Annotated in this window: 28 protein-coding genes; 17 read left to right on the forward strand and 11 right to left on the reverse strand. The window is 71.1% G+C overall.

Annotated features, from left to right (window positions below):
• Positions 1–57 precede the first annotated feature (57 nt).
• Genes VO99_RS16560 through VO99_RS16580 form a run of 5 tightly spaced genes read left to right on the forward strand, consistent with a single transcriptional unit; the run spans position 58 to position 3,726 of the window.
• Positions 58–888 carry an ABC transporter substrate-binding protein gene (locus tag VO99_RS16560; RefSeq protein ID WP_046113973.1) on the forward strand — a complete coding sequence of 277 codons (831 nt, stop codon included), beginning with the start codon at positions 58–60 and terminating at the stop codon, positions 886–888.
• Positions 889–892: 4 nt separating this feature from the next.
• Entirely contained in the window at positions 893–1,588 is a 696-nt protein-coding gene (locus VO99_RS16565) for an amino acid ABC transporter permease (protein ID WP_046113974.1), read from the forward strand.
• On the forward strand, positions 1,585–2,304 hold the full coding sequence (locus VO99_RS16570; RefSeq protein WP_046113975.1) for an amino acid ABC transporter permease: 720 nt from the start codon (positions 1,585–1,587) through the stop codon (positions 2,302–2,304). Before VO99_RS16565 ends, VO99_RS16570 begins: the two co-directional genes overlap by 4 nt.
• Positions 2,301–3,041, forward strand: a complete 741-nt coding sequence (locus VO99_RS16575; protein ID WP_046113976.1) for an amino acid ABC transporter ATP-binding protein — start codon at positions 2,301–2,303, stop codon at positions 3,039–3,041. The genes VO99_RS16570 and VO99_RS16575 overlap by 4 nt, the downstream gene beginning before the upstream one ends.
• Positions 3,042–3,063: 22 nt before the next feature.
• Positions 3,064–3,726: a glutathione S-transferase family protein gene (locus VO99_RS16580; RefSeq protein WP_046113977.1), complete on the forward strand. Its 663-nt coding sequence runs from the start codon at positions 3,064–3,066 to the stop codon at positions 3,724–3,726.
• Here VO99_RS16580 and VO99_RS16585 read toward each other — a convergent pair.
• Genes VO99_RS16585 through VO99_RS16595 form a run of 3 tightly spaced genes read right to left on the reverse strand, consistent with a single transcriptional unit; the run spans position 3,715 to position 5,246 of the window.
• Positions 3,715–4,383 carry a peroxiredoxin gene (locus VO99_RS16585; RefSeq protein ID WP_046113978.1) on the reverse strand — a complete coding sequence of 223 codons (669 nt, stop codon included), beginning with the start codon at positions 4,381–4,383 and terminating at the stop codon, positions 3,715–3,717. The two genes, VO99_RS16580 and VO99_RS16585, sit on opposite strands and share 12 nt — an antisense overlap.
• Before the next feature lie 24 nt (positions 4,384–4,407).
• A complete protein-coding gene (locus VO99_RS16590) occupies positions 4,408–5,004 on the reverse strand; it encodes an RBBP9/YdeN family alpha/beta hydrolase (RefSeq protein ID WP_232315387.1) in 597 nt (198 codons plus the stop codon).
• Positions 5,005–5,027: 23 nt separating this feature from the next.
• Complete coding sequence (locus VO99_RS16595; RefSeq protein ID WP_046113979.1) at positions 5,028–5,246, reverse strand: TOBE domain-containing protein; 219 nt, start codon at positions 5,244–5,246, stop codon at positions 5,028–5,030.
• 139 nt (positions 5,247–5,385) lie between these two features.
• Between VO99_RS16595 and VO99_RS16600 the strand changes: the two genes are divergently transcribed.
• A complete protein-coding gene (locus VO99_RS16600) occupies positions 5,386–6,069 on the forward strand; it encodes a hypothetical protein (RefSeq protein WP_046113980.1) in 684 nt (227 codons plus the stop codon).
• Here VO99_RS16600 and VO99_RS16605 read toward each other — a convergent pair whose 3' ends face one another.
• Together VO99_RS16605 and VO99_RS30860 are read right to left on the reverse strand one after the other, a co-directional pair.
• A complete protein-coding gene (locus VO99_RS16605) occupies positions 6,070–7,227 on the reverse strand; it encodes an MFS transporter (RefSeq protein WP_046113981.1) in 1,158 nt (385 codons plus the stop codon).
• 10 nt (positions 7,228–7,237) lie between these two features.
• Positions 7,238–7,675, reverse strand: a complete 438-nt coding sequence (locus tag VO99_RS30860) for an acyl-CoA thioesterase (protein WP_046113982.1) — start codon at positions 7,673–7,675, stop codon at positions 7,238–7,240.
• Positions 7,676–7,859: 184 nt separating this feature from the next.
• Here VO99_RS30860 and msuE point away from each other — a divergent pair, with 184 nt between their 5' ends.
• The 7 genes from msuE to VO99_RS16645 all read left to right on the forward strand — a co-directional run bounded on the left by msuE (position 7,860) and on the right by VO99_RS16645 (position 14,529).
• Positions 7,860–8,432, forward strand: a complete 573-nt coding sequence (gene msuE, locus VO99_RS16615) for an FMN reductase (RefSeq protein WP_046113983.1) — start codon at positions 7,860–7,862, stop codon at positions 8,430–8,432.
• Positions 8,433–8,460: 28 nt separating this feature from the next.
• Positions 8,461–9,414: a sulfonate ABC transporter substrate-binding protein gene (locus VO99_RS16620; RefSeq protein WP_046113984.1), complete on the forward strand. Its 954-nt coding sequence runs from the start codon at positions 8,461–8,463 to the stop codon at positions 9,412–9,414.
• 23 nt (positions 9,415–9,437) lie between these two features.
• The gene (locus VO99_RS16625; RefSeq protein WP_046113985.1) at positions 9,438–10,400 is read left to right on the forward strand and encodes an aliphatic sulfonate ABC transporter substrate-binding protein; all 963 of its coding nucleotides are present in this window, start codon (positions 9,438–9,440) and stop codon (positions 10,398–10,400) included.
• 12 nt (positions 10,401–10,412) lie between these two features.
• Positions 10,413–11,591 (forward strand): FMNH2-dependent alkanesulfonate monooxygenase, encoded by a 1,179-nt coding sequence (ssuD, locus tag VO99_RS16630; RefSeq protein WP_046113986.1) that lies wholly within the window; start codon positions 10,413–10,415, stop codon positions 11,589–11,591.
• Positions 11,592–11,593: 2 nt separating this feature from the next.
• Positions 11,594–12,370, forward strand: coding sequence for an aliphatic sulfonate ABC transporter permease SsuC (gene ssuC / locus VO99_RS16635; protein WP_232315388.1), 777 nt, complete (start codon positions 11,594–11,596; stop codon positions 12,368–12,370).
• Positions 12,371–12,394: 24 nt separating this feature from the next.
• Entirely contained in the window at positions 12,395–13,312 is a 918-nt protein-coding gene (locus VO99_RS16640) for an ATP-binding cassette domain-containing protein (protein WP_232315389.1), read from the forward strand.
• A 116-nt stretch (positions 13,313–13,428) separates the two neighbouring features.
• Positions 13,429–14,529 carry a YihY/virulence factor BrkB family protein gene (locus tag VO99_RS16645; protein ID WP_232315390.1) on the forward strand — a complete coding sequence of 367 codons (1,101 nt, stop codon included), beginning with the start codon at positions 13,429–13,431 and terminating at the stop codon, positions 14,527–14,529.
• 37 nt (positions 14,530–14,566) lie between these two features.
• On the opposite strand, the gene VO99_RS16650 is transcribed toward VO99_RS16645, so the two are convergent.
• Positions 14,567–14,956: a nuclear transport factor 2 family protein gene (locus VO99_RS16650; RefSeq protein WP_046113988.1), complete on the reverse strand. Its 390-nt coding sequence runs from the start codon at positions 14,954–14,956 to the stop codon at positions 14,567–14,569.
• 1 nt (position 14,957) lies between these two features.
• Complete coding sequence (locus tag VO99_RS16655) at positions 14,958–15,251, reverse strand: hypothetical protein (protein ID WP_232315391.1); 294 nt, start codon at positions 15,249–15,251, stop codon at positions 14,958–14,960.
• 265 nt (positions 15,252–15,516) lie between these two features.
• On the opposite strand from VO99_RS16655, the gene VO99_RS16660 reads away from it, so the two are divergent.
• Together VO99_RS16660 and VO99_RS16665 are read left to right on the forward strand one after the other, a co-directional pair.
• Complete coding sequence (locus VO99_RS16660) at positions 15,517–17,052, forward strand: alpha/beta hydrolase domain-containing protein (RefSeq protein WP_157039598.1); 1,536 nt, start codon at positions 15,517–15,519, stop codon at positions 17,050–17,052.
• Positions 17,053–17,084: 32 nt separating this feature from the next.
• On the forward strand, positions 17,085–17,666 hold the full coding sequence (locus VO99_RS16665; protein WP_046113990.1) for an FxDxF family PEP-CTERM protein: 582 nt from the start codon (positions 17,085–17,087) through the stop codon (positions 17,664–17,666).
• Here VO99_RS16665 and VO99_RS16670 read toward each other — a convergent pair.
• The 3 genes from VO99_RS16670 to VO99_RS16680 form a co-directional block, all read right to left on the reverse strand.
• The gene (locus VO99_RS16670; protein ID WP_046113991.1) at positions 17,654–18,304 is read right to left on the reverse strand and encodes a hypothetical protein; all 651 of its coding nucleotides are present in this window, start codon (positions 18,302–18,304) and stop codon (positions 17,654–17,656) included. The two genes, VO99_RS16665 and VO99_RS16670, sit on opposite strands and share 13 nt — an antisense overlap.
• 77 nt (positions 18,305–18,381) lie before the next feature.
• On the reverse strand, positions 18,382–19,446 hold the full coding sequence (locus tag VO99_RS16675) for an alpha/beta hydrolase (protein WP_046113992.1): 1,065 nt from the start codon (positions 19,444–19,446) through the stop codon (positions 18,382–18,384).
• Positions 19,447–19,565: 119 nt separating this feature from the next.
• Positions 19,566–20,279, reverse strand: coding sequence for an outer membrane lipoprotein (locus tag VO99_RS16680; RefSeq protein WP_052736400.1), 714 nt, complete (start codon positions 20,277–20,279; stop codon positions 19,566–19,568).
• Between the two features lie 190 nt (positions 20,280–20,469).
• Between VO99_RS16680 and VO99_RS16685 the strand changes: the two genes are divergently transcribed.
• Both VO99_RS16685 and VO99_RS16690 read left to right on the forward strand, forming a co-directional pair.
• Positions 20,470–21,630, forward strand: a complete 1,161-nt coding sequence (locus VO99_RS16685; RefSeq protein ID WP_046113993.1) for an alpha-hydroxy-acid oxidizing protein — start codon at positions 20,470–20,472, stop codon at positions 21,628–21,630.
• Positions 21,631–21,706: 76 nt separating this feature from the next.
• Positions 21,707–22,516, forward strand: a complete 810-nt coding sequence (locus VO99_RS16690; RefSeq protein WP_046114067.1) for a class I SAM-dependent methyltransferase — start codon at positions 21,707–21,709, stop codon at positions 22,514–22,516.
• A 23-nt stretch (positions 22,517–22,539) separates the two neighbouring features.
• Here VO99_RS16690 and VO99_RS16695 read toward each other — a convergent pair whose 3' ends face one another.
• On the reverse strand, positions 22,540–23,403 hold the full coding sequence (locus tag VO99_RS16695) for a mechanosensitive ion channel family protein (protein ID WP_083440661.1): 864 nt from the start codon (positions 23,401–23,403) through the stop codon (positions 22,540–22,542).
• Between the last annotated feature and the right edge of the window lies 1 nt (position 23,404).

Here is a 23,404-nt window from a genome sequence, read left to right on the forward strand (position 1 = left end):
CAGCTGGATAGCGTACGCGGCTTCCCAACACAGCGCCCCCACCGGGCCACCGAGTCCATGCAACGCCGCAGCTTCCTGCCCCTCGTCCTTGCCGCCGCCGCCCTGTTCGGCGGCACCGCCCGCGCCGACCAGCTGGCCGACATCCGCCAGAAAGGCCAGATCGTCATCGGCGTGCTGGCCACCGACGAGCCCAACAGCTTCTTCGACCCCAAGACGCGCGAGATCGTGGGCTACGAGGTGGACCTGGGCCATGCCATCGCCCGCAAGCTGGGCGTCAAGCCGGTGTTCAAGCCGCTGGCCGTGGCCGCCCGCATCCCCGAGCTGCAGCAGGGCCACGTCGACCTGCTGGCCGCATCGCTCACCCACACCAAGGAGCGTGAATCGCAGGTGGACTTCTCGCTCACCACCTTCCTCACCGGCCAGAAGGTGATGGTGAAGAACGGCGCCGGCATCACCAGCCTGCCGCAGCTGGCGGGCAAGCGCGTGCTGACGGTCAAGGGCGGCACGCAGGAGCCCAACGTGCGCAAGGCGGTGCCGGGCGTGGACGTGGTGACCTTCGAGACCACGCAGCAGGCCTTCCTGGCGCTGCAGCAGGGCAAGGGCGTGGGCTACGTGAACGACGAGTCCTCGCTGATCAACGACTATAACAAGCTGGGCGACCGCAGGAAGGACTACACCATCCTGCCCACCAACCTGAGCACCGAGCCGCTGGCGCTGGGCATCCGCAAGGGCGAGACCGGCCTGAAGCAGCTGGTGGACGGGGTGCTGCGCGAGCTGGAGACCAGCGGCGAAGCCGAGAAGATCTTCTTCAAGTGGTATGGCCCGGGCACCCGACTGGGCTTCGAAAAGCGCAACTTCCGCATCGAATCCGACAAGCTCGACGGCTGACCCCGTGCCGGGCTTCGATCCTTCCCTGCTGGTGGCGGGGCAGTACCACGACTGGCTGGTGGCCGGGCTGGTGCTGTCGCTGCAGCTGGCGGCGGCCACGCTGGGCCCGGCGCTGCTGCTGGGCCTGGCGGTGGCGCTGCTGCGGCTGGCGCCCCACCCGGTGCTGCGCGGCCTGGGCGCCGCCTTCGTCGACGGCGTCCGCAACGTGCCGCTGCTGGCGCACATGCTCTTCTGGTACTTCGGCGCACCCGAGCTGCTGCCCGAGGCGGCCCGCCAGTGGCTGTACGACGGCAACGTGGAAGCCACCAGCGCGGTGATGGCGCTGACGCTCTACACCGCGGCCTACATGGCCGAGGACATCCGCAGCGGCCTGCGTGCGGTGCCGGCAGTGCAGTTCGAGGCCGGCCGCGCGCTGGGCTTCGGCTTCCTGGCCACCATGCGGCTGGTGGTGCTGCCGCAGGCGCTGCGCGTGACGGTGCCGCCGCTCGTGTCGCAGACCCTCAACCTCTGGAAGAACACGAGCATCGCCACCGCCATCGGCACGGCCGAGCTGATGTACCAGGCCGCCCGGGTGGAGACCGCCAGCTTCCGCAGCGCGGAGGCCTTCCTGTTCGCCACCGCGGCCTACCTGTCGGTGTCGCTGGCCATCACCGCGCTGGCTGCCCTGTATCAAAGGCGTTATCCGGTGCGCCCCGCATGATCGAGATCATCCAGACCTATTGGCTGTACTTCCTGGTGGGCCAGTACCCCAACGGCCCGTTGGGCGGGTTGGCGCTCACGGTGCTGCTGGCCTCGCTGGCCCTGGTGCTCGCGCTGCCGCTGGGCGTGCTGCTGGGCCTGGCCAGGCTCAGCCCCTGGGCCTGGCTGCGCTGGCCGGTCACCGGCCTGGTGTCGGTGGTGCGCGGCGTGCCGCTGCTGATGGTGCTGTTCTGGGCCTACTTCTTCCTGCCCAGCATCACCGGCCACAAGACCGACCAGTTCACCACCATGCTGCTGGCGCTGGTGCTGTTCGACGGCGTCTACCTGGCCGAGATCGTGCGCGCCGGCATCCAGGCGGTGCCGCGCGGCCAGACCGAGGCCGCGCGCTCGCTGGGCCTGGGCTACGTGCGCACCATGGCGCTGGTGGTGCTGCCGCAGGCCGTGCGCCACATGCTGCCTTCGCTGGTGAACCAGTTCGTCTCCACCATCAAGGAAACCTCGCTGGGCTACATCATCGGCCTGAACGAGGTGGCCTTCATCACCACGCAGATCAACACCCAGGTGTTCACCCGTCCGGCCGAGATGTACCTGGTGCTGGGCCTGACCTACTTCGTGCTGTGCTTCGGCCTGTCGCGTCTGGCCTTGCGGCTGGAACGGCGGCTGTCGCAGCGACCCCGCTCCCCCGCCCCTGTCCCTGCCCCCACGCCCGCCACATGATCCGGTTCACCCAAGTCAACAAGCACTACGGCAGCTACCACGCGCTGGTGGACGTCGACGAGCACATCCGCCGCGGCGAAGTGGTGGTGGTGTGCGGACCCTCGGGCTCGGGCAAGTCCACGCTGATCCGCACCGTCAACCGGCTGGAGCCCATCCACAGCGGCCGCATCGAGGTGGATGGCCAGGACATCCACCAGCCCGGCCTGCGGGTGGATGCGCTGCGCTCGCGCATCGGCTTCGTGTTCCAGCAGTTCAACCTGTTCCCGCACCTCACCGCGCTGCAGAACTGCACGCTGGCGCCCACGCGGCTGCGCGGGCTGTCGGCCGCCGAGGCGCGCCAGCAGGCCCTGGATCTGCTGGACCGCGTGGGGCTGGCGCACAAGGCGCAGGCCTATCCGGGCGAGCTGTCGGGCGGCCAGCAGCAGCGCGTGGCCATTGCCCGTGCGCTGGCGATGCGGCCGCCGCTGATGCTGTTCGACGAGCCCACCAGCGCGCTGGACCCGGAGATGGTGGGCGAGGTGCTGCAGGTGATGCGCGGCCTGGCCCGCGACGGCATGACCATGGTGTGCGTGACGCACGAGATGGGCTTCGCGCGCGAGGTGGCCGACCGCGTGCTGTTCATGGACGCCGGCCGCGTGCTGGAGCGGGCGACGCCCGACGAATTCTTCCAGCGGCCCACGCACCCGCGGGCGCGACAATTCCTGTCGGACATCCGCACGCCGTTCCAGCCCGCCTGATCTCAACCGAGGAGTACACGAGATGAGCCATGCCCTGCCCACCGCCGATGACGGCTGGACCTACTACAGCGCGCCCGGCACCTGCGCGCTGGCGGTGCACATCGCGCTGCACGAGGCGCAGGCGCCGTTCCAGCTGGTCACGCTGGACTTCGGTGCCCAACAGCAGCAGAGCCCGGACTACCTGGCCATCAATCCCAAGGGCCGGGTGCCGGCATTGAAGACGCCGCAGGGCGTGCTCACCGAGACGCCGGCGCTGCTGCTGTTCGTGGCGCAGAGCTTTCCGCAGGCCGGCCTGGCACCGCTGGACGATGCCTTCGCGCTGGCGCGGCTGCAGTCCTTCAACAGCTACCTGGCCTCCACCGTGCACGTGGCCCATGCGCACAAGCGCCGTGGCGCGCGCTGGGCCGACGATGCCGCCGCCATCGAGGCGATGAAGGCCAAGGTGCCGCAGACCATGACCGCCTGCGCGCAGCAGCTGGAATCGACGCTGGCCGCCACTGCGGCGCAGGGCCCCTTCGTGATGGGCGCGCAGTACAGCGTGGCCGATGCCTACCTCTACACCCTCAGCAGCTGGCTGGAAGGGGATGGCGTGGACGTGCAGGCCTTCCCGCTGCTGCTGGCCCACCGGGAGCGGATTGGCCAGCGGCCCGCCACGCGGCGGGCGCTGGAAGAGTCAGGCGGTTGAAGCCGGCTGGCCGGGCTGCGTGCCCGGCTGCGGCGTCAGCCGCAGGTAGGGCGTCACCGCGGTGTAGCCCCGCGGGAACTTCTTCGCGATCACCTCCGAGTCCTGCAGCGAAGGCACGATCACCACGTCCTCGCCCTGCTTCCAGTTGCCGGGCGTGGCCACGCTGTGGTGGTCGGTCAGCTGCAGCGAATCGATTACCCGCAGGATCTCGTCGAAGTTGCGGCCGGTGCTGGCCGGGTAGGTGATGACCAGCCGCACCTTCTTCGCCGGGTCGATCACGAACAGCGAACGCACCGTGGCCGTGGTGCTGGCGTTGGGGTGGATCAGGTCGTACAGCTCGCTGACCTTGCGGTCGGCGTCCGCGATGATGGGGAAGTTGACCTGCGTGTTCTGCGTGCGGTTGATGTCCTGGATCCATTCGCCGTGCTTGTCCACCGGGTCCACCGACAGCGCGATCACCTTCACGTTGCGCTTGGCGAACTCGTCCTTCAGCTTGGCTGTGAGGCCCAGCTCGGTGGTGCACACCGGCGTGAAGTCGGCCGGGTGCGAGAACAGCACGCCCCAGCTGTCGCCCAGCCATTCATGGAAGCGGATGGTGCCGGCGGAGGAGGCTTGTTCGAAGTCGGGGGCGGTGTCGCCGAGGCGGAGCGAGGGCATGTCGGTTCCTTTCGCGATGGGGGTTCACAGCGCGAACGACCATTCGGCAAAAGCCGCACGGTCGGCGCGCTGGGTGCGTTCCAGGCGCTGGCTCATGGTGGTGATCCAGCGCCGGGCCAGCGGCAGCGGGCCGAAGCCTGCTTCCGTATTGATGTGCCCGGCATTGCCGAGGTTGATGGTGTGGCTGCCCCAGCGCTGCGCCCAGCGACGGGCGTTGGCGGCCGTCATCCAGGGGTCGGTCTCGCTGATCAGCAGGGTGCTGGGCACGGCCAGCGGTTGCGTGGGCAGCAGCGCGGCCACGCCAAACTTGTCGGGGTCGGCCGGCGCCACCAGCAGGGCCGCGGCGATGGGCGATGCCGGCTGCAGCGCCAGGTGCCGGGCCACCGCCAGGCAGCCGAAGCTGTGCGCCACCGCGATCCACGGCCCCGGGCCGGCACGCTCCAGCGTGCTGTCGATGCGCGAGGCCCAGCGGTCCAGGTCGGGCCGTGTCCAGTCGCGCTGCACCACCCGCACCGCGCGGCGGTCGGCCTGCTGCAGCCAGCTCTGCCAGTGGGCCGGGCCGCTGTCGTGCAGGCCCGGCACGATCAGCAGCCGCGGCGCCGAGCGGGGATGGCGGCTCACGAAGGCGGGCACCATCGCGCGGCCTACAGCGTGGCGATCGACACCTCGGTCGACTTCACCAGCGCGATTACTTCCTTGCCGGGCACGATGCCCAGCTCCTTCACCGAGCGGGTGGTGATGACCGAGGTGACGATGAGGCCGCCGGCGGTCTCCACGTCCACCTCGGACACGACCGGGCCTTCGATCACCTCGCGGACTTTGCCGCGGAACTGGTTGCGCACATTGATGGCGTTGATGCTCATGGGGCTTCCCTTCAAGGCTGCAGGCTGCAGCGCGATGAAAGGCAGGGTAGGCCGCCACCCTTAGTCGGACAACGAAGGGATTTGCAGCTTCACATGCGTGCAGCGCGTAACCGTCGCCAGGGCGAAGTAGCATCTTCCGATGCGCCTGCCACTGCCCACCCTCCAGCGCTTGCCCGGCCTGTTGCTGGCCTTGCTGACGGCGGCTTCCGCCGCGGCGCCACCCGCGCCTGCCTGCAAGCGCTTCACGCTGCAAGGCGAGGTGCATGCCGGGCAAGCCTGGCAGCGGCCTATCGGCGGCGGGCTGGTGTTCCGGCTGGCGCCCGATGAAGACACGGGCTGGCAGTTCGGCATCCGCCCCGCCCGCCCGCGTGCGGGCGACGAGCTGGACTACATCTCCATGATGACGCTGCCGTTGCGAGGCCAGCACGTCACGATGATGGATACCTCGTACGGCACGCCGGCGCAAGACGTGGTGGCTTACGGGCGCCGCCGCTTCGCCTTCCTGCTGCGGCCGCAGGACGCACCCCGCGCCGGCCAGCTGCTGCACCGCCTGCTGTGGCCGCTGCCCGACGACGACTTCGAGCAGACCCGGCAGGCACTGCGCCAGCTGCAGTCGCTGCCCGCAGGCAGCGGCGAACTGCGCATCATCCGCTCCCGCATCGAACGCGGCCGCTCGGCAGCCGGCAGCACCGAGCCCGATGCCCACTTCGGCCGCCTGCACCACCTGGCCTTCCGCGTGACGCTGGTGGTGCCCGCCACCGCGCAAACGCCCGCCGGCGTGCCCACGGCCCCGGCGGCCTGCGTACGGCCGGCGGATGTCTGACTACGCGGCCTTGCACCGGGCGGGCCGCTGAAGACGGCCACTGCGCCATGAGCAGGCCGCGGCCGCGGCCAGCAGCACCAGCGCGCCCAGACCCAGGCCTGCATAGCCGAAGCGCAGCACCCATGCACCGCCCACCGCGGCGCCCATGCCCTGACCCAGGTAGACGAAGGCGGTGTTCAGGCCCACGTGGCGCGGGCCCCGCGTCGGGTCCAGCGCCAGCAGCCGGGCCTGCTGCGCGGCATTGAGTGCAAAGGCCGCCAGCGCCCACGGCGTAAGTACCAGCACGGCCAGGGGCAGGTTGCGGGCCATCGGCCAGGCCAGCATCGAAGCCGCCATCAAAACCAGGCAGCCCATCACCGCCCGCGCCGCGCCCAGGCGGTCCACCAGCCGCCCGACGCAGCCCACGCCCAGCGTGCCCAGCAGCCCCAGGGCGCCGAGCGCCAGCGCCACCGCAGCCGGCCCGGCCTGCAGCACCTCGCGGCAGAAACTGGCGAAGTAGGTCAGCAGCATCAGCTGTGCAGCGGAGGCGAAGGCGGTGGTCCACAGGCACCAGCCCGCACCGGACACGGCTGCGTCGGCCGGGCCCGCGCTGCGCCTGGTCTGTGCGGCCGATGCCACGGGCAAGACCCACCCCACGCCCGCCGCCACCAGCAGGCTGGCCAGGCCCAGGGCCGCGAACACCGCATGCGCACCCCAGGTGCCGCCAAACCAGGCAGCGGCCGGCATGCCCAGCACCAGCGCCAGCGGCCAGCCCAGGTAGATGCGCGCGGTGGTGCTACCCAGGCGCTCGGCCGGCACCTGCAGAGCTACCCAGGCCGCGGCCTGGGCGGTAAACACCGCCGGGCCCACCACCTGCAGCGCGCGGCTGGCCATCAGCGCCGGCAGGCTCGATTGCGAGGCCGACCAAAGCAAGCCCAGCCCCTGCATCACCAGCGCTGCCACCAGCAGCCTGCGCTGGCCGATGCGCCTGCCCAGCCAGGGCGCCAGCGGCGCCACCACGCACATCACCGCGCCCGACAAGGTGACCAGCTGGCCCACGGCCGCCGCGTCCACCTGCAGCGCATCGGCCAGCGCCGGGATCAGTGCCATCAACATCACGGCACAGGTGGCCACCACGAAGTTGCCCGCCAGCAACGCGGCGACCCAGATGCGCTCCATGCGCACCGCGCTACGGCAGCACCGCCAGCGGCTGGGCCCGCGCCAGCTGCGCGCAGCCGTCGGCAATTCTGGCCGGTGGCGGCACGATGCGGCGCGCTTTCAGGTCAAACCAGGCGCCGATCATGCGGTAGCGGGCGACCAGGGCCGCACCGCGCTGGAAGGTCACCTCGTGCACGAAGCGGCTGCCGTCGGCACTCGCCGCCAGCAACTGCATGGAAAGCCGCAGCGCCTCGCTCAGCCGCACTTCCTTCAGGAAGGTGGAGGTCTCTTCCAGCGTGATGGGCGCGACGCCCTCGCGCGTGAACAGCGCCGGCCCCAGGCCCACGCGCTCGAACCACTCCGACCGGGCGAAGGTGGCCCAGTCCGCATAGGCGCTGTGCCGCAAGTGCCCGTAGGCATCCACATCGGCCCAGCGGATCTTCACCACCACCTCGTCGTGCTCGTTCATCAGCCGCCTCCCAACGACAACTCTAGGGGCCGCACGGCGCGGGGCCGCGATATTCGGGCTGCTAAAAGTGGCAGTGCGCGTCCGCCACTGGATGCGCTGCCGGCGTGCTAAACACGCTGCGCAAGGATCGACCTGCACAAACCTTCGTTGGCCCGACGCCGCAAGCTGCCTAGCCTTGCGGCCCATGAGCACACCCCACCGCATCACCATCGTCGTCGGCAACACCGGTGACGTCTCCCGCACCAAGGTGCTGGCCCAGGCCATCGGCGACGCGCTGGCCGCGGCGCTGCCCGTCACCCTGCAGGTGGTCGAGGTCTGGAAGCTGGCGCCGCAGATCGGGCCCGCGCTGTCGCCCAAGGGCCTGCCGGACGAGGCCGCGGCGGCGCTGCGCGCCATCGAGACGGCCGACCTGCTGGTGGCGGTGACGCCGGTCTACAAGGGCTCGTACACCGGCCTGTTCAAGCACCTGTTCGACCTGCTGGCGCCCGACGCCCTGGTGGGCCGGCCGGTGCTGCTGGCGGCCAACGGCGGCAGCGACCGCCATGCGCTGGTGGTGGACCACCAGCTGCGGCCGCTGTTCGGCTTCTTCCGCGCACTCACGGTGCCGTCGGCGGTGTATGCCGCCGAGGCCGACTTCGACGGCTACGTGCTCACCGGCGCCGGGCTGCAGGCCCGCATTGCCGAAGCCGTGCAGCAGGCGCAGGCGCTGCTGGCCAGCCGCGCGCCGGCGCAGGCCCTGCTGCGCGAAGCGGCCTGATCCCTCCACCTGTCTAGACAAGCCCGCCATGACCGTGCAACGACGCCACATCCACCGCCTGGCCCTGGCCGCCGCGCTCGCCTTCACGATGGGCAGCGCCGCGGCGCAGCCGCAGGAACTGCTGCGCATCGGCTTCCAGAAATCGGCCAGCCTGCTTACCCTGCAGAAAGCCCAGGGCACGCTGGAGAAGAAGCTGGCGCCGCTGGGCGTGGGCGTGAAGTGGGTGGAATTCCCGGCCGGCCCGCAGCTGCTGGAAGGCCTGAACGTCGGCTCCATCGACGTGGGCTACGTGGGCGAGGCGCCGCCGATCTTCGCCCAGGCTGCCGGCGCCAGCTTCGTGTACGTGGGCAACGACCCCGCCGCGCCGGAGGCCGAGGCCATCGTGGTGCCCAAGGACTCGGCCATCCGCAGCGTGGCCGACCTGCGCGGCAAGAAGGTGGCGCTCAACAAGGGCAGCAACGTGCACTACCTGCTGGTGCGCGCGCTGGAGAAGGCGGGCCTGGCCTACACCGACATCCAGCCCGTGTTCCTGCCGCCGGCCGACGCCCGCGCCGCCTTCGAGAAGGGCGCGGTGGATGCCTGGGTGATCTGGGATCCCTTCCTGGCGGCGGTGGAGCAGCAGACCGGTGCCCGCGTGCTGGCCGATGGCCGCGGCCTGGTGAACAACTATGCGTACTACCTGGCGGAGCGCAGCTATGCGCAGAAGAAGCCGCAGGTCATCCGCGTGCTGTTCGACGACAGCGTGGAACAGGGCCGCTGGCTGAAGGCCAACACCGCCCGCGCCGCGCAGCTGATCGCGCCCATCCAGGGCCTGGACGTGCCGGTGGTGGAACGCGCGCTGCAGCGCAACCAGTTCGGCGTGCTGCCGGTGACGCCCGCGGTGGCGGCCGAGCAGCAGAAGATCGCCGACGTGTTCCATGCGCTGAAGCTGATTCCCAAGCCGCTGCGCATCACCGATGCGCTGCCGGCCGCCGCCAACTGAGCCGGCCCACCCTGGAGCACACGATGACCCGACACACCCTCACCCGCCGCCAGCTGGTGGCCACCGGCCTGCTGCTGGGCGCCGGCCTGCCCGCGCTGGCCCAGGCCGCGCCGCTGCGCATCGGCTTCCAGAAGGGCTCGATCAACCTGGTGCTGCTGAAGAGCCTGGGCCTGCTGGACAAGCACCTGCCCGGCGTGCCGGTGAGCTGGATCGAGTTCCCGGCCGGCCCGCAGCTGCTGGAAGCGCTGGCCGTGGGCAGCGTGGACTTTGGCGGCGTGGGCGATTCGCCGCCGGTGTTCGCGCAGGCCGCCGGCAAGCCGCTGTGGTACGTGGGCGCGGAGCCGCCCAAGCCGCTGACCAGCGCGCTGCTGGCCCGCCCCGCCGCCGGCCTGAAGACGCTGGCCGACCTGAAGGGCCGGCGCGTCGCGCTGCAGAAGGGCTCCAGCGCGCATTACCTGCTGGTGCAGGCGGTGCGCCGCGGCGGCCTGCAGTGGCGTGACATCCAGCCGGTGTACCTGCCGCCTGCGGATGCCCGCGCGGCCTTCGAGAAGGGCGCGGTGGATGCCTGGGCCATCTGGGACCCGTACTACGCCGCGGCCGAGATCGGCGGCAACGTGCAGGTGCTGGCCACCAGCCAGGGCCTGACGGCCAACCACAGCTTCTTCCTCGCCTCGCAACCGCTGACGCAGCGCGAGCCGGTGCTCAAGGCACTGTTCGCGGCGCTGACCGAAACCGACCGCTGGCTGCATGCCAACAAGAAGGAGGCGGCGCAGCGCTTTGCCGACTTCTCCGGCCTGGGCCTGGCCACGGTGCACCGCGTGATCGAGCGGCGCAACCCGGCGCCGGTGGCACCGCTCACGCCGGCCGTGGTGGCCGAGCAGCAGAAGGTGGCCGATGCCTTCGCCGAGCTGGGCCTGATCCCGCAGCGCATCCGCGTGGCCGACATCGTCTGGCAGCCCGGCGGCGCCACGCTGGCTGCCCGCTGAGAAAGCAACCCCATGACACTCAAGATCCTCTGGTTCATCCCCACCCATGGCGACAGCCGCTACCTGGGCACCGCCCAGGGCGGCCGGCAGGCCGACTTCAACTACTTCAAGCAGGTGGCGGTGGCCGCCGACACGCTGGGCTACGAAGGCGTGCTCATCCCCACCGGCCGCTCCTGCGAAGACCCGTGGACGGTGGCTTCCAGCCTGATCGACGCCACGCGCCGGCTCAAGTTCCTGGTGGCACTGCGCCCGGGGCTGATGACGCCGGTGCAGCAGGCCCGCATCGCCGCCACCTTCGACCGCCTGTCGGGCGGCCGGCTGCTGCTCAACCTGGTGACCGGCGGCGATGCGGAGGAGCTGGAAGGCGACGGCCTGTTCCTGCCGCATGCCGAGCGCTATGAGCTGTCCAGCGAGTTCCTCACCATCTGGCGCGAGGTGCTCAGCCGCAGCCATGACGGCACGCCCTACGACCATGAAGGCAGGCACCTGCGGGTCAAGGGCGCCAAGATCCTCTACCCGCCGGTGCAGGCGCCGTACCCGCCGCTGTTCTTCGGCGGCTCGTCGCCCGAGGCGCACGAACTGGCCGCGCGCCAGCTGGACACCTACCTCACCTGGGGGGAGCCGCCGGCCGCCGTGGCGGCCAAGGTGGCCGACATCCGCGAGCGCGCCGCCCGCCACGGCCGCACGCTGAGCTACGGCATCCGGCTGCATGTGATCGTGCGCGAGACGGAGGAAGAAGCCTGGGCCGCCGCGCGAGACCTGGTCAAGCACCTGGACCCGGCCACCGTGGCCGCGGCGCAGAAGAAGTTCGCCAGCATGGACAGCGAGGGCCAGCGCCGCATGGCTGCGTTGCATGGCGGCCGCTTCGATCCGCACGACATCCGCAAGGGCCTGGAGGTGCATCCGCACCTGTGGGCCGGCGTGGGCCTGGTGCGCGGCGGCGCCGGCACCGCGCTGGTGGGCAATCCGCAGCAGGTGGCGAACCTCATCAACGAATACGCGGAGCTGGGCCTGGAGTACTTCGTCATGTCGGGCTATCCGCACCTGGAGGAGGCCTACCGCTTCGCCGAACTGGTGTTCCCGCTGCTGCCGCTGAAGGTGCGCGACAAGCTGGTGCAGCCGCAGCTCACCGGGCCCTTCGGCGAGATCGTGGCCAACGGCATCGTGCCGCGCGCGGTGTCTGCGAGCTGATGATGGACAACGCACGCCAATCCCTGCGCCGCCTGGCGCCCTGGCTGGTGCCGGTGCTGGTGATCCTGGGCTGGCAGGCCGCCTCGTCGCTGGGCTGGCTGTCCACCCGGGTGCTGCCCGAGCCGCTGGCGGTGGTCAAGGCCTTCTGGACGCTGGCCGCCTCGGGCGAGCTGTGGACGCATGTGGCGGTGAGCACCCGCCGCGCCGCGGCCGGCTTCGCCATCGGCGGCGGGCTGGGGCTGCTGCTGGGCCTGTTCACCGGCAGCTTCAAGGCCGCCGAGACGCTGCTGGACAGCACGCTGCAGATGGTGCGCAACATCCCGGCGCTGGCGCTCATTCCGCTGGTGATCCTGTGGTTCGGCATCGACGAGACGGCCAAGCTGTTCCTGGTGGCGCTGGGCGTGTTCTTCCCCATCTACCTCAACACCTTCCACGGCATCCGCTCGGTGGACAAGGGCCTGATCGAGATGGCGCGCAGCTACGGCCTGGGCGGCTGGCAGTTGTATAGACAGGTGATCCTGCCCGGCGCGCTGCCCTCCATCCTGGTGGGCGTGCGCTTCAGCCTGGGCCTGACCTGGGTGCTGCTGATCGTGGCCGAGACCATCTCGGCCCAGGCCGGCATCGGCTACCTGACGATGAACGCCCGCGAGTTCCTGCAGACCGACGTGGTGCTGGTGGGCATCCTGCTGTATGCGCTGCTGGGCAAGCTGGCCGACCTGCTGGCCAAGGGCCTGGAGCGCTGGTGGCTGCGCTGGCACCCCGGCTACCAGAGCGCCTGAACCCCCACCATGCGGACGACCACGATGATGCATCCCTTCCTGTTCGACGTCGAAGGCACGGCCGCGCTGGATGCCGGCCTGCCGCGCCGGCCGCCGGCCACGGCGCCAGCCGATGCGCAGCCGCTGCGACGCGGCACGCCTGCACCCGACCGAGGCCTGGCCGTGGCCCTGCGCGGCGTGGCCAAGCGCTATGGCGAGCGCAGCGTGCTGGCGCAGATCGACCTGGACATCCGCCCCGGCGAGTTCGTGGCCATTGTCGGCCGCAGCGGCTGCGGCAAGAGCACGCTGCTGCGCATGCTGGCGCAGCTGGAGCAGCCCAGCAGCGGGCTCATCACGGCGCAGGCGGCCGAGGCGGCCGGTGCGGGCCCGCTGGCCGCGCACCAGGCCGCCATCCGCATCATGTTCCAGGATGCGCGGCTGCTGCCCTGGAAGCGGGTGCTGGACAACATCTCGCTGGGCCTGGCCGGCCCCGATGCCCGCGACCGCGCGCTGGAGGCTCTGGCCCAGGTGGGGCTGGCCGACCGGGCGCATGAATGGCCGGCGGTGCTGTCCGGCGGCCAGCGCCAGCGCGTGGCCCTGGCCCGTGCGCTGGTGCATGCGCCGCGGCTGCTGCTGCTGGACGAACCGCTGGGCGCGCTGGATGCGCTCACCCGCATCGAGATGCACCGGCTGATCGAATCGCTGTGGCTGCGCCACGGCTTCACCGCGCTGCTGGTCACGCACGACGTGGCGGAAGCGGTGGCCCTGGCCGACCGGGTGCTGCTGATCGAGGACCAGCATGTGACGCTGGACCAGCGCATCACGCTGCCGCGCCCGCGCCGGCATGGCGATGCAGCCTTCGCGCAGCATGAGTCGCGCATCCTGCAGCGGGTGCTGCAGCAGCCCGCCACCGAGCCGCCCCCGGCCTGGCCCGAGGCACGCGGCTGGCGCTTCGCGGTGTAGCACCAGCAGCCGCTTGTCGGCCGATGCCCACAAGCGGACGGGGCGGCGCACCCTTGCTGCGCCGCGGTGCACACGGATGATCGGGCCAGACCCGTTCGCCCCCGCGAGGAAGCACCATGGCCCCCACGTCCCACACCCTGCACAGTCCACCGATCACCGATCCCATGCGGGTGGCCGCCGGCCGCGCCAGCCCCAGCGCACAGGAAGCCGGCGCGCAGGTGCCGCCGCCGGTCGACAAGCCCGCCTCGCTGACGAGCCGGGTGGTCAAGCTGGTCAAGGACTCGGTCAACGCCTGGGTGGACGACAACGCCTCCAGCATGGGCGCCGCGCTGGCCTACTACACGCTGTTCTCGGTGGCGCCGCTGCTGCTCATCGTGCTGGCCATCGTGAGCCTGGTGTTCGATGCCGAGGCCGCGCGCGGCCAGATCTTCGAACAGCTGCGCGGGATGATGGGCAACGACGGCGCCGCCGCCGTCGAAGGCCTGGTGCAGAGCATGAGCCAGCCCTCCAAGGGCATCCTGGGCACCCTGATCGGCATGGTGGTGCTGGGCATCGGCGCCACCACCGTGTTCGCCGAGCTGCAGAACGACCTGGACCGCATCTGGCGCGCGCCGGCCCGGCCGCAGAGCAGCGGCGTGTGGTCGCTGATCCGCGCGCGGGTGCTGTCCTTCGGCATGGTGCTGGCGATCGGGTTCCTGCTGCTGGTGTCGCTGGCCATCAACGCCGCGGTCTCGGCCTGGGGCTCTTGGACGGCGCCGGCCGGCTACGAGGCCATCGGCCAGATCATCAACTTCGTCATCAGCTTCGGCGTGGTGACGGTGGCCTTCGCGATGATCTACAAGTTCATGCCGCGGGTGCGCATCCAGTGGCATGACGTGTGGGTCGGCGCGGCCATCACCGCGCTGCTGTTCTCCGTCGGCAAGCTGCTGATCGGCCTGTACATCGGCAAGAGCGGCGTGGTGTCCGGCTTCGGCGCGGCCAGCTCCATCGTGGTGCTGCTGGTGTGGGTGTACTACTCGGCGCAGATCTTCCTGATGGGCGCGGAGCTGACCTGGGTGTACTCGCACGAGTTCGGCTCGCGCCGCGGCCAGGTGCGGCCCACGTCGTCGGTGGCGCAGCTGGTGGCCGAGGACACGCCCATGGAGCGGCAGGTGCACACCACGCAAGGCGCGGCCACGGCCGCGGCCTCGCCCGCCGGCACGGTGGCGAAGGGCTGAGAACCTGACTGCCCGGGCGGCGCCGACGGCGCCTCGCTCAGGCCATGGCCTGCGCCCCCAGCAGCGTGTCGGTGAACTGCTCGAAGCGGCGCACCAGGCCGCCACGCACCTCCCACACATGCGCCACGCGGGCGTCCAGCATCTTGCCGGTGGCGCGATGCCGGCCGCGGTAGCGGCCCACGCCGACGACATGCGGGCCGGCGTCGAGCAGGGTTTCGAGCTCGAAGCGGTAGTCCTCCCAATCACGGCCCAGCACCCGGAACACCTGCTCCACCACCTGGTCCGGCCCGACATGGGTGCCCGCACACGGAAAGCCGGCCATCTCGGTCCACTGCACGTCGGACGCCACCTCCGCCATCATGGCGGCGACATCGCCCCGGGCTGAAGCGGCATAGTGGTCCCCCACGATCTGATGAGGTGAACGCATTTCAAAGGTCTCCATGCAGGGGCTGGCGGGTGGTCGCCAGACAGGATTCGAACAAGGCCAGTTCCTGCGCCAGCGATCCGCGCTCGCGGAACTTGCGGCCGGCCCGGCCGTACCAGTGCTCGGCGTCTTCCAGGTCGCCTTCCTGCACGTGCAGGATGCCGTGCAGCCAGGCCGCCAGGTCCGACGCGTCGCGCTGCACCATGTCGTGGGCCTTCACCCACTGGCCGGCTTGCAGCAGGTCCAGCACGTCCTGCAAGGGCGCCGGCTGATGCGGCATGGAGGTGTTCTCGCTCATGTCATCGCTCTCGTCGCGCGGGCGGCGCGGTGACGGCACTGTAGGCACGCCCCCTGCGGCGATAAAGCGCGGCCCGCGCGCTGGTCTGTCAACCGATCCGGCGCAAAGGCACAGCGTCGCCCGCGCGACAGTGCACCCAGGAAAACACGGCCTTGCGGTCCGTGTCGTTGGTGACTACAAACCATCGACCCCCAAAACGAATGAAAACGAACGTTCGTTTGGCGGGTTTCGAAAGCAGTAGTAACAACAACGAACGGAGACGAAGATGCCAGGACCCACTCCCTCAGCTCGGCCAGCGCGGGCGGCCACGGCCACCGCGGCCGCCGCATTGCTCACCGCCTTGGCCGCCGCGTCCGCACAGGCGGCCACGCCGGTGCCCAGCGTCACCGGCCCCATCGCCAGCACGGCGCAATCCCATCCCTTCGGCGGCGCCGCGCACACGCTGCGGCCGCAGGACCTGGCCAAGCTGGGCTACGTGGAGGAGGAGTACCTGATCAGCGGCCAGGCCAACGTGTACGAATGGCCCGCCCCCGGGCCGGCCGTGGTGCGCACGGCCGATGCGCCCTACACCACCCGCGTGCTGGTGCGCCGGCCCATCAGCCCGAAGAAGTTCAGCGGCAACGTGATCGTGGAGCCGCTGAACCCCAGCAACCTGTTCGACCTGAACATCGGCTGGGGCCTGTCGGGCGAGCACTTCGTGCGCAATGGCGACGTGTGGGTGGGCGTGACGGTCAAGCCGGTGTCGGTGGTGGCGTTGAAGAACTTCGACCCGGTGCGCTACGGCGCACTGAACTTCGCCAACCCGCTGCCGCTGGACGACCCGCGCAACTGCGCCACGGTGCCCGCCGATTCGTCGCGCACTACCGAGAACGGCCTGGCCTGGGACATCATCAGCCAGACCGGCGCCTGGCTGAAGAGCCAGGACAACAGCAACCCGCTGCGTGCGGCGGCCGGCTTCCAGCTTAAGCACCTGATCGGCTTCGGCTATTCGCAGACCGGCGGCTACCTCTACAACTACATCAACGGCATCCACCCGCGCGAGACGGCGCGCAACGGCGGCCGCCCGCTGTACGACGCCTACATCGTGGCCGTGGCCGGCGGTGCCTTCGCGGGGCTGTACCCCATCAACCAGTGCAACCCGGCGCCGCCGGTACCCGACCGGCGCCGGCAGTTCAACAACGTGGGCGTGCCCATCATCCACATCATGTCGCAGTCGGACTACCTGACGGGCATCGCCTCCCGCCGCCCCGACAGCGACGCGCCGGGCGACCAGTTCCGCCACTACGAGGCCGCCGGCATGGGCCACGCCACGCCCGACGAGCTGTACAGCGCCGCCAAGCCGGAGGACATCGTCAAGGCCGGCCGCACCGTGCCACCGATGTCGTGCAACGAAGGGCCACGCAGCCGCTTCCCGTCCAGCATCCACTTCAACGCGGTGTTCCAGAACATGGACCTGTGGCTGCGCCGCGGCCTGCCGCCGCCCAAGGCCGAGCCCATCACCGTGGCCGAGGGCAAGCCGGTGCTGGACGTGTTCGGCAACGTGACGGGCGGCCTGCGCAGCCCATACGTGGACGTGCCCACCAGCACCTGGAACGGCGCCTCCACCGGTGCCAGCTTCTGCTTCATCGCGGGCCACGAGATCCCGTTCGACGAAGCGCGGCTGAACCAGCTCTACACCAGCCATGGCGACTACGTGAACCAGGTCAAGGGCAGCGTCAACCGCCTGGTGCGCGACCGCTTCCTCACGCCGGCGGACGGCCTGAAGCTGCAGCGCGAGGCCGCGCAATCGCAGATTCCCTGACCACCGGCATCCCTATTCAACGAGGAGACTTCATGAACCTGTCTAGACAAGCCACCCGCCGCCTGGCCACGGTCGCCCTTGCCGCCGCGGCGGCCCTGGGCGCCACCACCGCGCAGGCGGTGGACCTGGCGCTCGACTGGGGCACCCACGGCCCGGCCCGCCTGGCCCAGCACAACCCCGGCCCCGAAGGCAGCTTCTTCGTGGACACGTATTCCTTCAGCCTGGACGCCGGCAGCTGGCAGATTGCCAGCACCGCGGTGGCCAACGAGCTGATGCTCGGCGGCAATGCGGTGTACTCGATCATCGGCGGCAGCTACGGCCTGTATGCCGACCCCGACGGCACGCCGGAAAGCGGCGACGAGGACCTGGTGGGCGGCACCATGAGCAACTTCGACGGCACCACCGGCGAGCTGAGCATGCAGGCCACCGTGGGCCAGGGCCGCTACTACTACCTGGTGACGGGCCTGGCCTTCGGCAGCGCAGGCGGCGCCTACCAGCTGACCTCGGCGGTGGCCGCGGTGCCCGAGCCCGGCTCGGCCGCGATGCTGCTGGCCGGCGCAGCGGTGCTTGGCGGCATCGGCTGGCGCCGTCGCCGCGGCGATCAGAAGCGGTAGACCACGCTGACGCCGATCTGTGGAATGCCGCGCAGGCGTTCCACGTCGTCGCGGATGTCGTCGAGCTCGCGCTCGACGTCCTCCCGCGGCACCGTGGCGCTCAACAGCGGCCCGCTGACGCCGCCGGTCACCTTGGGCTTGCCGAAGGCCAGGCCCAGGTCGACCATGAAGCCCCAGCCGCCCACCGCCTGGGGCGGGCGGCCGAAGCCGATGCCCAGGTAGGGCATGACGGTGGGGTACTTCACCCGCACGTCCAGCCGGTCGTCGGGGCCGGCCACGTACTGGCGGTCGCCGATGGTGATGGTGGTGCCGTCGGCGCGGCCGGTGAGGCGGGCGCGGGCATCGTTGACGGTCAGCCCGGCGGTGAGGCGGAAGTTGCGGTGCACGTACCAGTCGCCGAAGAAGGCCAGGCGGTCCACCTTCACCCGGCCGTCGTAGTCCACGCCGTCGTCGCTGCGGTCGTAGTCGATGCGGCCCAGCGTCGTCACGTCCGCACGCAGCGTGAACCGCTCGTCCAGCGGGTGGGCATAGCCCAGCGTGATGCCCGGCAGGCCGGCACCCAGGTACACGTCACCCGCCTGCGCGGCAAAGCTGCTGGCGGACAGCACCACGAAGGTGGTGGCAAGAAATGGCTTCATCGGTTGGCCTTTCAGCGGACAGGGGCGCCCGTGCGGCCAGCGACGGCAAGCCGCGTACCTCCGCCACCACCAGTCGCTCAGCCCCCTACCGCCGCCGCCACGCCCGCACCGCCAGCCCAGGCCTGACGCAGGCGCTCGCCCGCATAGGCCTGTGCTTCGCGGGCCTTGTGCAGCACCGCGGCGGCGCCGAAGAATTCGTGCGCCACGCCTTCGTATTCGCGCCGCTCCACCGCATTGCCAGCGGCGCGCAGCGCGTCTTCCAGCTTGGCGCCGTCGCTGCGCAGCGGGTCCAACCGGGCATTGATGATCGTCACCGGCGGCAGCCGGGTCAGGTCGGCGTCGATCAGCTGCAGGCGGGTGTCCTGCAGTTCGCTCTCTTTGTTGACCAGGTGGTCGACGAACCACTTCACCATCGCGCGGTTCAGCGGCTTGGCGATCGCGTTCTCGATGTACGACTCGGTGTTCAGGCTGGTCTGCGCCACCGGATACACCGACAGCACATGCCGCGGCGCCGGCAGTCCTGCATCGCGTGCGGCCACCGCGGTGGCCACCGCCAGGTTGCCGCCGGCACTCTCGCCGGCCAGGGCCAGGCGCGCGGGATCGCCGCCGAGCTGCCCGGCATTCAGCGTGAGCCAGCGCCAGGCGGCCAGCGCGTCGTCCCAGGCCGCGGGAAAGCGGTGCTCCGGTGCCTGCCGGTAGTCCACCGACACCACGATGGCGCCGGCCTGAGCGCTCAGGCCACGTGCGCCGCCGTCGTACACATGGCGGTCGGCGATGACCCAGCCGCCGCCATGGAAGTACAGCACCACCGGCAGCGGGCCGCCGCCCTCGGGCGTGTAGACCGTGGCCGGCAGCGGGCCGGCGGCGCCGTCCACCTGGATGTCGGTGGTGCGCACGCCCGGCACCAACAGCTCGGGCGCGGCCGAACGGCCTTCCCGCTGCAGCAGCGTGCGCACCGCATCGGCGATGGTGGGTTGCTGGCGGGCCTCGGCTACGCTCAGCTTCTCGATGGCCTTGGGCTGCAGCGACTCATGCGCCTCGGCCAGGTCAAGCATGTCGTCGTCGGCTCGCAGCGCGGCCACGGCATTGGAGACCGCATTCACCAGCGGATTGGGTTGGCCGTGTGTGTCAGGCGTTGGCATGGTCAGGTGTTTCCTAAGGTTCTTGAATGGAACCTCAGGCTAACCACGGCCTCGCACCGGGCCTGTCGGAAGACTCCGGCGCCGCGCGTGGGCGCAGCCCGCGCCGCGCCGTACGCCGATCAGTTGATGGGGCGAACGCCGTCCCCGTCCACCCGCACCCGTGCGCCCTCGGCCGGCGCCGTGCGCTGGGTGATGGTGCGGGTGCCGCCGTTGTCCATGCGCACGCGCACTTCGTACACCGTCTCGGCCCGCATGCGCTTTTCCACCTCGTTGCCGGCCACGCCGCCGCCCACGGCGCCCAGCACCGTCATCGCGGTGCGGCCATTGCCGCCGCCCACCTGGTTGCCCAGCACCGCGCCCAGCACGCCGCCGGCCACCGCACCCACGCCTTGCGCGTCGCCCTTGCGCTGCACGGCGCGCACGCTCTGCACCACGCCGCAGGTCTCGCACACCGCGGGCGCCACGCGCTCCACCGGCTGCGGTGCCTGGGCCACCACCGGCGCCGGCGCGCTCTGGCGGGCCACCGGCGCACGCTCGGTGCGCACCGGCGCGGGCTTGTCCTCGGGCTGCTGCGCCAGGCTGGGCGGCGACGGCGGCACCATTGGCTGCGGCCGGTCGTCCGGCGCGGTGTTCATCGCCGCCGGCGGCGACATGACCTGGCTGCTGCCGGCCACCAGCTCGGGCTGCGAAGCGCCGCGCAAGGCCCAACCGGCACCGGCGGCCAGGGTGGCGATGAGCAGCGCACCGCCCACGATGGCCACCACGGTGCGGTCACTGGAGCGGCGGCGGTGGGAGCGCACTGGGGTGGTCTCGGGCAGGGCGTCGGTGGACATGGCAACTCCTCGATTCATGAGTAATGCCTGTATGAACGCGCCAGGCAGCATTCGGTTTGCCCGGCGGGTGCATCAAGCGTCACGTGCTGTAACGGGCACATGCCCGTGCGCCCGATGCGGCAAGCCCTGCGCCCGGGCCGGGGCCAGCCCCCCATTAGGATGGGGCGGCGCATGAGAACAAGGAGTACGCATGCCCCACTACGGAGACTTCCAGAACGCCATCTACGGCGCCGGCCTGGCCGGCATGCTGCCCAAGGTGCCCACCGACTTCGCCACGCTGGAGGCACGAGCCACGGCCGCGATGACACCTTCGCTGCTCAACTACGTGCAGGGCGGCTGCGGCGATGAACTCACCCAGCGCCGCAATGCGGAGGCCTTCGGCCACTGGGGCATGGTGCCGCGCATGATGGTGGACAGCGCGGCGCGCGACCTGTCCGTCGAACTGTTCGGCCAGCGGTATCCCACGCCGCTGTTCATGGCGCCCATTGGCGTCACCGGCCTGTGCACGCAGGACCAGCATGGCGACCTGGCTGCGGCCCGCGCCAGCGTGGCCACCGGTGTGCCGCTGTGCCTGAGCACGCTGACCAACGATCCGCTGGAGGCCGTGGCGCAGACGCTGGGCGAGCAGCCCGGCTTCTTCCAGCTCTACACGCCGAAGGACGAAGCCCTGGCCGCCAGCCTGGTGCGGCGGGCCGAGGCCGCAGGCTACCGCGCCATCGTGGTGACGCTGGACACCTGGGTGACCGGCTGGCGGCCGCGCGACCTGAACACCGCCAACTTCCCGCAGCTGCGCGGCCATGTGCTGAGCAATTACTTCAGCGACCCCGCCTTCCGCCAGCTGCTGGACAAGCCGCCGCAGGAAGACCCGGCCGCCGCGGTGCGCGCCTGGGCCAAGACCTTCGGCCGCGTGCTCACCTGGGCCGACATGCCCTGGCTGAAGAGCCTGACCAAGCTGCCCATCGTGCTCAAGGGCATCTGCCACCCCGACGATGCACGTCGCGCGGTGGATGCCGGCGCCGACGCCATCTACTGCAGCAACCACGGCGGCCGGCAGGCCAACGGCGGCATCGCGGCCATCGACATGCTGCCGGCAGTGGTGCAGGCCGCGGGCAGCGTGCCGGTGCTGTTCGACTCCGGCGTGCGATCGGGCACCGACGTGGTGAAGGCCCTGGCCCTGGGCGCCCGCATGGTGGGCGTGGGCCGGCCCTATGCCTACGGCCTGGCGCTGGATGGCGCCGACGGCGCGGCCCACGTGCTGCGCTGCCTGCTGGCCGAGGCCGACCTGCTGATGGCCGTCAACGGCTGGCCGACGGTGGCGGCGGTGCGGGAGGCGGGGGCGGTGCGGGTCTGAGCGCGGCCGGCCACCCAATCGCCGTAAGCTCGCCAGAACGCAGCCTGGCCGGCCCGGCCATCCCCCGGAGGTGACCATGTCCCGCACACCGGATGCCGCGCCTGCTTCGGGCGGCCTGGTCTTCAACGACGGCGCGGCCTACGAGCTGATGATGGGGCGCTGGAGCGCACAGGTGGCGCAACCCTTCCTCGACTGGCTGGCGCTGCCGCACGGCCTGGACTGGCTCGATGCGGGCTGCGGCAACGGCGCCTTCACCGAGTCGCTGGTGCTGCATGGCAGGCCGGCATCGGTGGTCGGCATCGACCCCTCGGCGGCGCAGCTGGCCTTCGCGCGCCAGCGCCCGGCCACCGCGGCCGTTCGCTTCCTGCAAGGCGATGCACAGGCCCTGCCGCTGGACGACGACAGCGTGGATGCCGCCGTGATGGCGCTGGTGCTGTTCTTCCTGCCCGATCCGGCGCGCGGCGTGCGCGAGATGGCGCGGGTGGTGCGGCCCGGCGGCACGGTGGCCGCCTACCACTGGGACCTGGCCGGCGGCGGCTTCCCGCTGCAGCCCATCCTCGATGCGGTACAGGCTGAAGGCCATGCCACGCAGCAGCCGCCCAGCGCCTGGGCCGCGGCCCTGCCCGCCTCCGAAGACCTGTGGCGCCAGGCCGGGCTGGTGGCGGTGCACAGCCGCCGCTTCGAGGTCAGCCGCCGTTTCGACAGCTTCGACGACTACTGGCGCAGCGCCCAGGCCAGCCCGCGGCTGCGCGACCTGTTCGCGACCCTGCCGCCGGCCGATTTGCAGCGGGTGAGCGAAGGCGCGCGCCGGCAGGCCGGCATCGCCGGCGACGGACCCATCGTGCTGAAGGCCACGGCCAACGCGGTGCAGGGCCGCAAGCCCTGAACCGGCCGGCCCCGCCCGTTCCGCTACAGGCCGCTCACGTCGCGCTTGGCGCCGCCGCGTCCGGGGCTGCCCGGGCCACCCGGGCTGCCGGGTCCGCCGGTGCCGGTGCCCAGGCCGCCGCCCAGTCCGCCACCCGGTGCGGCCCCGCCGCCGGGGTTGAAGGGCGTGACCTGCGCCGGGCCGGCCGAGGACCGGCTGCCCCTGGCCGGCAGGCTGTCCGCACCCTGCGACGGCCACCAGCGCTCCAGGTGCGCCGCGGCCCAGGCCCGGCCGCCCAGGCCGAAGGCCAGCGCCAGCGCCAGCACCAGGCCGCCCAGGATGATGAGGAAGCTGTAGCGCACGATGGCGCCGCCGATGTCCAGGTGGTCCAGCGCGATCATCAGCACGAAGATGAGGATCGCGTAGCGCGCCAGGCCGCCCAGCAGGTCGGCATCGCGCACGCCCACGCTGTGGCAGTAGGTAGCCACCGCATTGGCCACGAAGCGCGCGAAATAGGCGCCGAAGGCCAGGATCAGCAGGCCCACGATCACCTTGGGCACGAACACCATCACCCGGCCCAGCAGCTCGGTCACCTGCGTCAGGCCCAGGCCGTTGAAGGCCACGATCAGCGCCGCCAGGATCACCACCCAGTAGGCCAGCCAGGCCAGCAGGTCGGTGGTGTCGGTGTCGCTGCCGCCCTTCTGCAGCAGGCCGTCGATGCCGGCCCGCTTGGTGACGATATGGAAGTTGATGGCGCGCAGCGTCTTGCGCACCACCAGCCGGGCCGCCTTGGCCACCAGCACGCCGATGATCAGCACGCCGGCGGCGATCAGCAGCCGCGGTATGAATGCGCCGATCTGCAGCAGGAAGGCCCGCAGCGGCTCCAGCATCACGTCTACCCGTTCCATG

It is taken from the genome of Aquincola tertiaricarbonis (assembly GCF_000969605.1).
Lineage (GTDB): Bacteria > Pseudomonadota > Gammaproteobacteria > Burkholderiales > Burkholderiaceae_C > Aquincola > Aquincola tertiaricarbonis.

Bases quoted from the DNA above. Each gene is read 5' to 3' on its own strand.
- VO99_RS16690 (WP_046114067.1), top strand. From the start codon at position 21,707: ATGTCCCGCACACCGGATGCCGCGCCTGCTTCGGGCGGCCTGGTCTTC.
- VO99_RS16620 (WP_046113984.1), top strand. From the start codon at position 8,461: ATGACCGTGCAACGACGCCACATCCACCGCCTGGCCCTGGCCGCCGCG.
- VO99_RS16670 (WP_046113991.1), bottom strand. From the start codon at position 18,304: ATGAAGCCATTTCTTGCCACCACCTTCGTGGTGCTGTCCGCCAGCAGC.
- VO99_RS16650 (WP_046113988.1), bottom strand. From the start codon at position 14,956: ATGCGTTCACCTCATCAGATCGTGGGGGACCACTATGCCGCTTCAGCC.
- VO99_RS16660 (WP_157039598.1), top strand. From the start codon at position 15,517: ATGCCAGGACCCACTCCCTCAGCTCGGCCAGCGCGGGCGGCCACGGCC.
- VO99_RS16605 (WP_046113981.1), bottom strand. From the start codon at position 7,227: ATGGAGCGCATCTGGGTCGCCGCGTTGCTGGCGGGCAACTTCGTGGTG.
- VO99_RS16585 (WP_046113978.1), bottom strand. From the start codon at position 4,383: ATGCCCTCGCTCCGCCTCGGCGACACCGCCCCCGACTTCGAACAAGCC.
- VO99_RS16665 (WP_046113990.1), top strand. From the start codon at position 17,085: ATGAACCTGTCTAGACAAGCCACCCGCCGCCTGGCCACGGTCGCCCTT.
- VO99_RS16560 (WP_046113973.1), top strand. From the start codon at position 58: ATGCAACGCCGCAGCTTCCTGCCCCTCGTCCTTGCCGCCGCCGCCCTG.
- VO99_RS16655 (WP_232315391.1), bottom strand. From the start codon at position 15,251: ATGAGCGAGAACACCTCCATGCCGCATCAGCCGGCGCCCTTGCAGGAC.
- ssuC (WP_232315388.1), top strand. From the start codon at position 11,594: ATGGACAACGCACGCCAATCCCTGCGCCGCCTGGCGCCCTGGCTGGTG.
- VO99_RS16645 (WP_232315390.1), top strand. From the start codon at position 13,429: ATGGCCCCCACGTCCCACACCCTGCACAGTCCACCGATCACCGATCCC.
- VO99_RS16570 (WP_046113975.1), top strand. From the start codon at position 1,585: ATGATCGAGATCATCCAGACCTATTGGCTGTACTTCCTGGTGGGCCAG.
- VO99_RS16580 (WP_046113977.1), top strand. From the start codon at position 3,064: ATGAGCCATGCCCTGCCCACCGCCGATGACGGCTGGACCTACTACAGC.
- VO99_RS16695 (WP_083440661.1), bottom strand. From the start codon at position 23,403: ATGGAACGGGTAGACGTGATGCTGGAGCCGCTGCGGGCCTTCCTGCTG.
- VO99_RS16685 (WP_046113993.1), top strand. From the start codon at position 20,470: ATGCCCCACTACGGAGACTTCCAGAACGCCATCTACGGCGCCGGCCTG.
- VO99_RS16575 (WP_046113976.1), top strand. From the start codon at position 2,301: ATGATCCGGTTCACCCAAGTCAACAAGCACTACGGCAGCTACCACGCG.
- VO99_RS16675 (WP_046113992.1), bottom strand. From the start codon at position 19,446: ATGCCAACGCCTGACACACACGGCCAACCCAATCCGCTGGTGAATGCG.
- ssuD (WP_046113986.1), top strand. From the start codon at position 10,413: ATGACACTCAAGATCCTCTGGTTCATCCCCACCCATGGCGACAGCCGC.
- VO99_RS16595 (WP_046113979.1), bottom strand. From the start codon at position 5,246: ATGAGCATCAACGCCATCAATGTGCGCAACCAGTTCCGCGGCAAAGTC.
- VO99_RS16640 (WP_232315389.1), top strand. From the start codon at position 12,395: ATGATGCATCCCTTCCTGTTCGACGTCGAAGGCACGGCCGCGCTGGAT.
- VO99_RS30860 (WP_046113982.1), bottom strand. From the start codon at position 7,675: ATGAACGAGCACGACGAGGTGGTGGTGAAGATCCGCTGGGCCGATGTG.
- msuE (WP_046113983.1), top strand. From the start codon at position 7,860: ATGAGCACACCCCACCGCATCACCATCGTCGTCGGCAACACCGGTGAC.
- VO99_RS16680 (WP_052736400.1), bottom strand. From the start codon at position 20,279: ATGTCCACCGACGCCCTGCCCGAGACCACCCCAGTGCGCTCCCACCGC.
- VO99_RS16625 (WP_046113985.1), top strand. From the start codon at position 9,438: ATGACCCGACACACCCTCACCCGCCGCCAGCTGGTGGCCACCGGCCTG.
- VO99_RS16600 (WP_046113980.1), top strand. From the start codon at position 5,386: ATGCGCCTGCCACTGCCCACCCTCCAGCGCTTGCCCGGCCTGTTGCTG.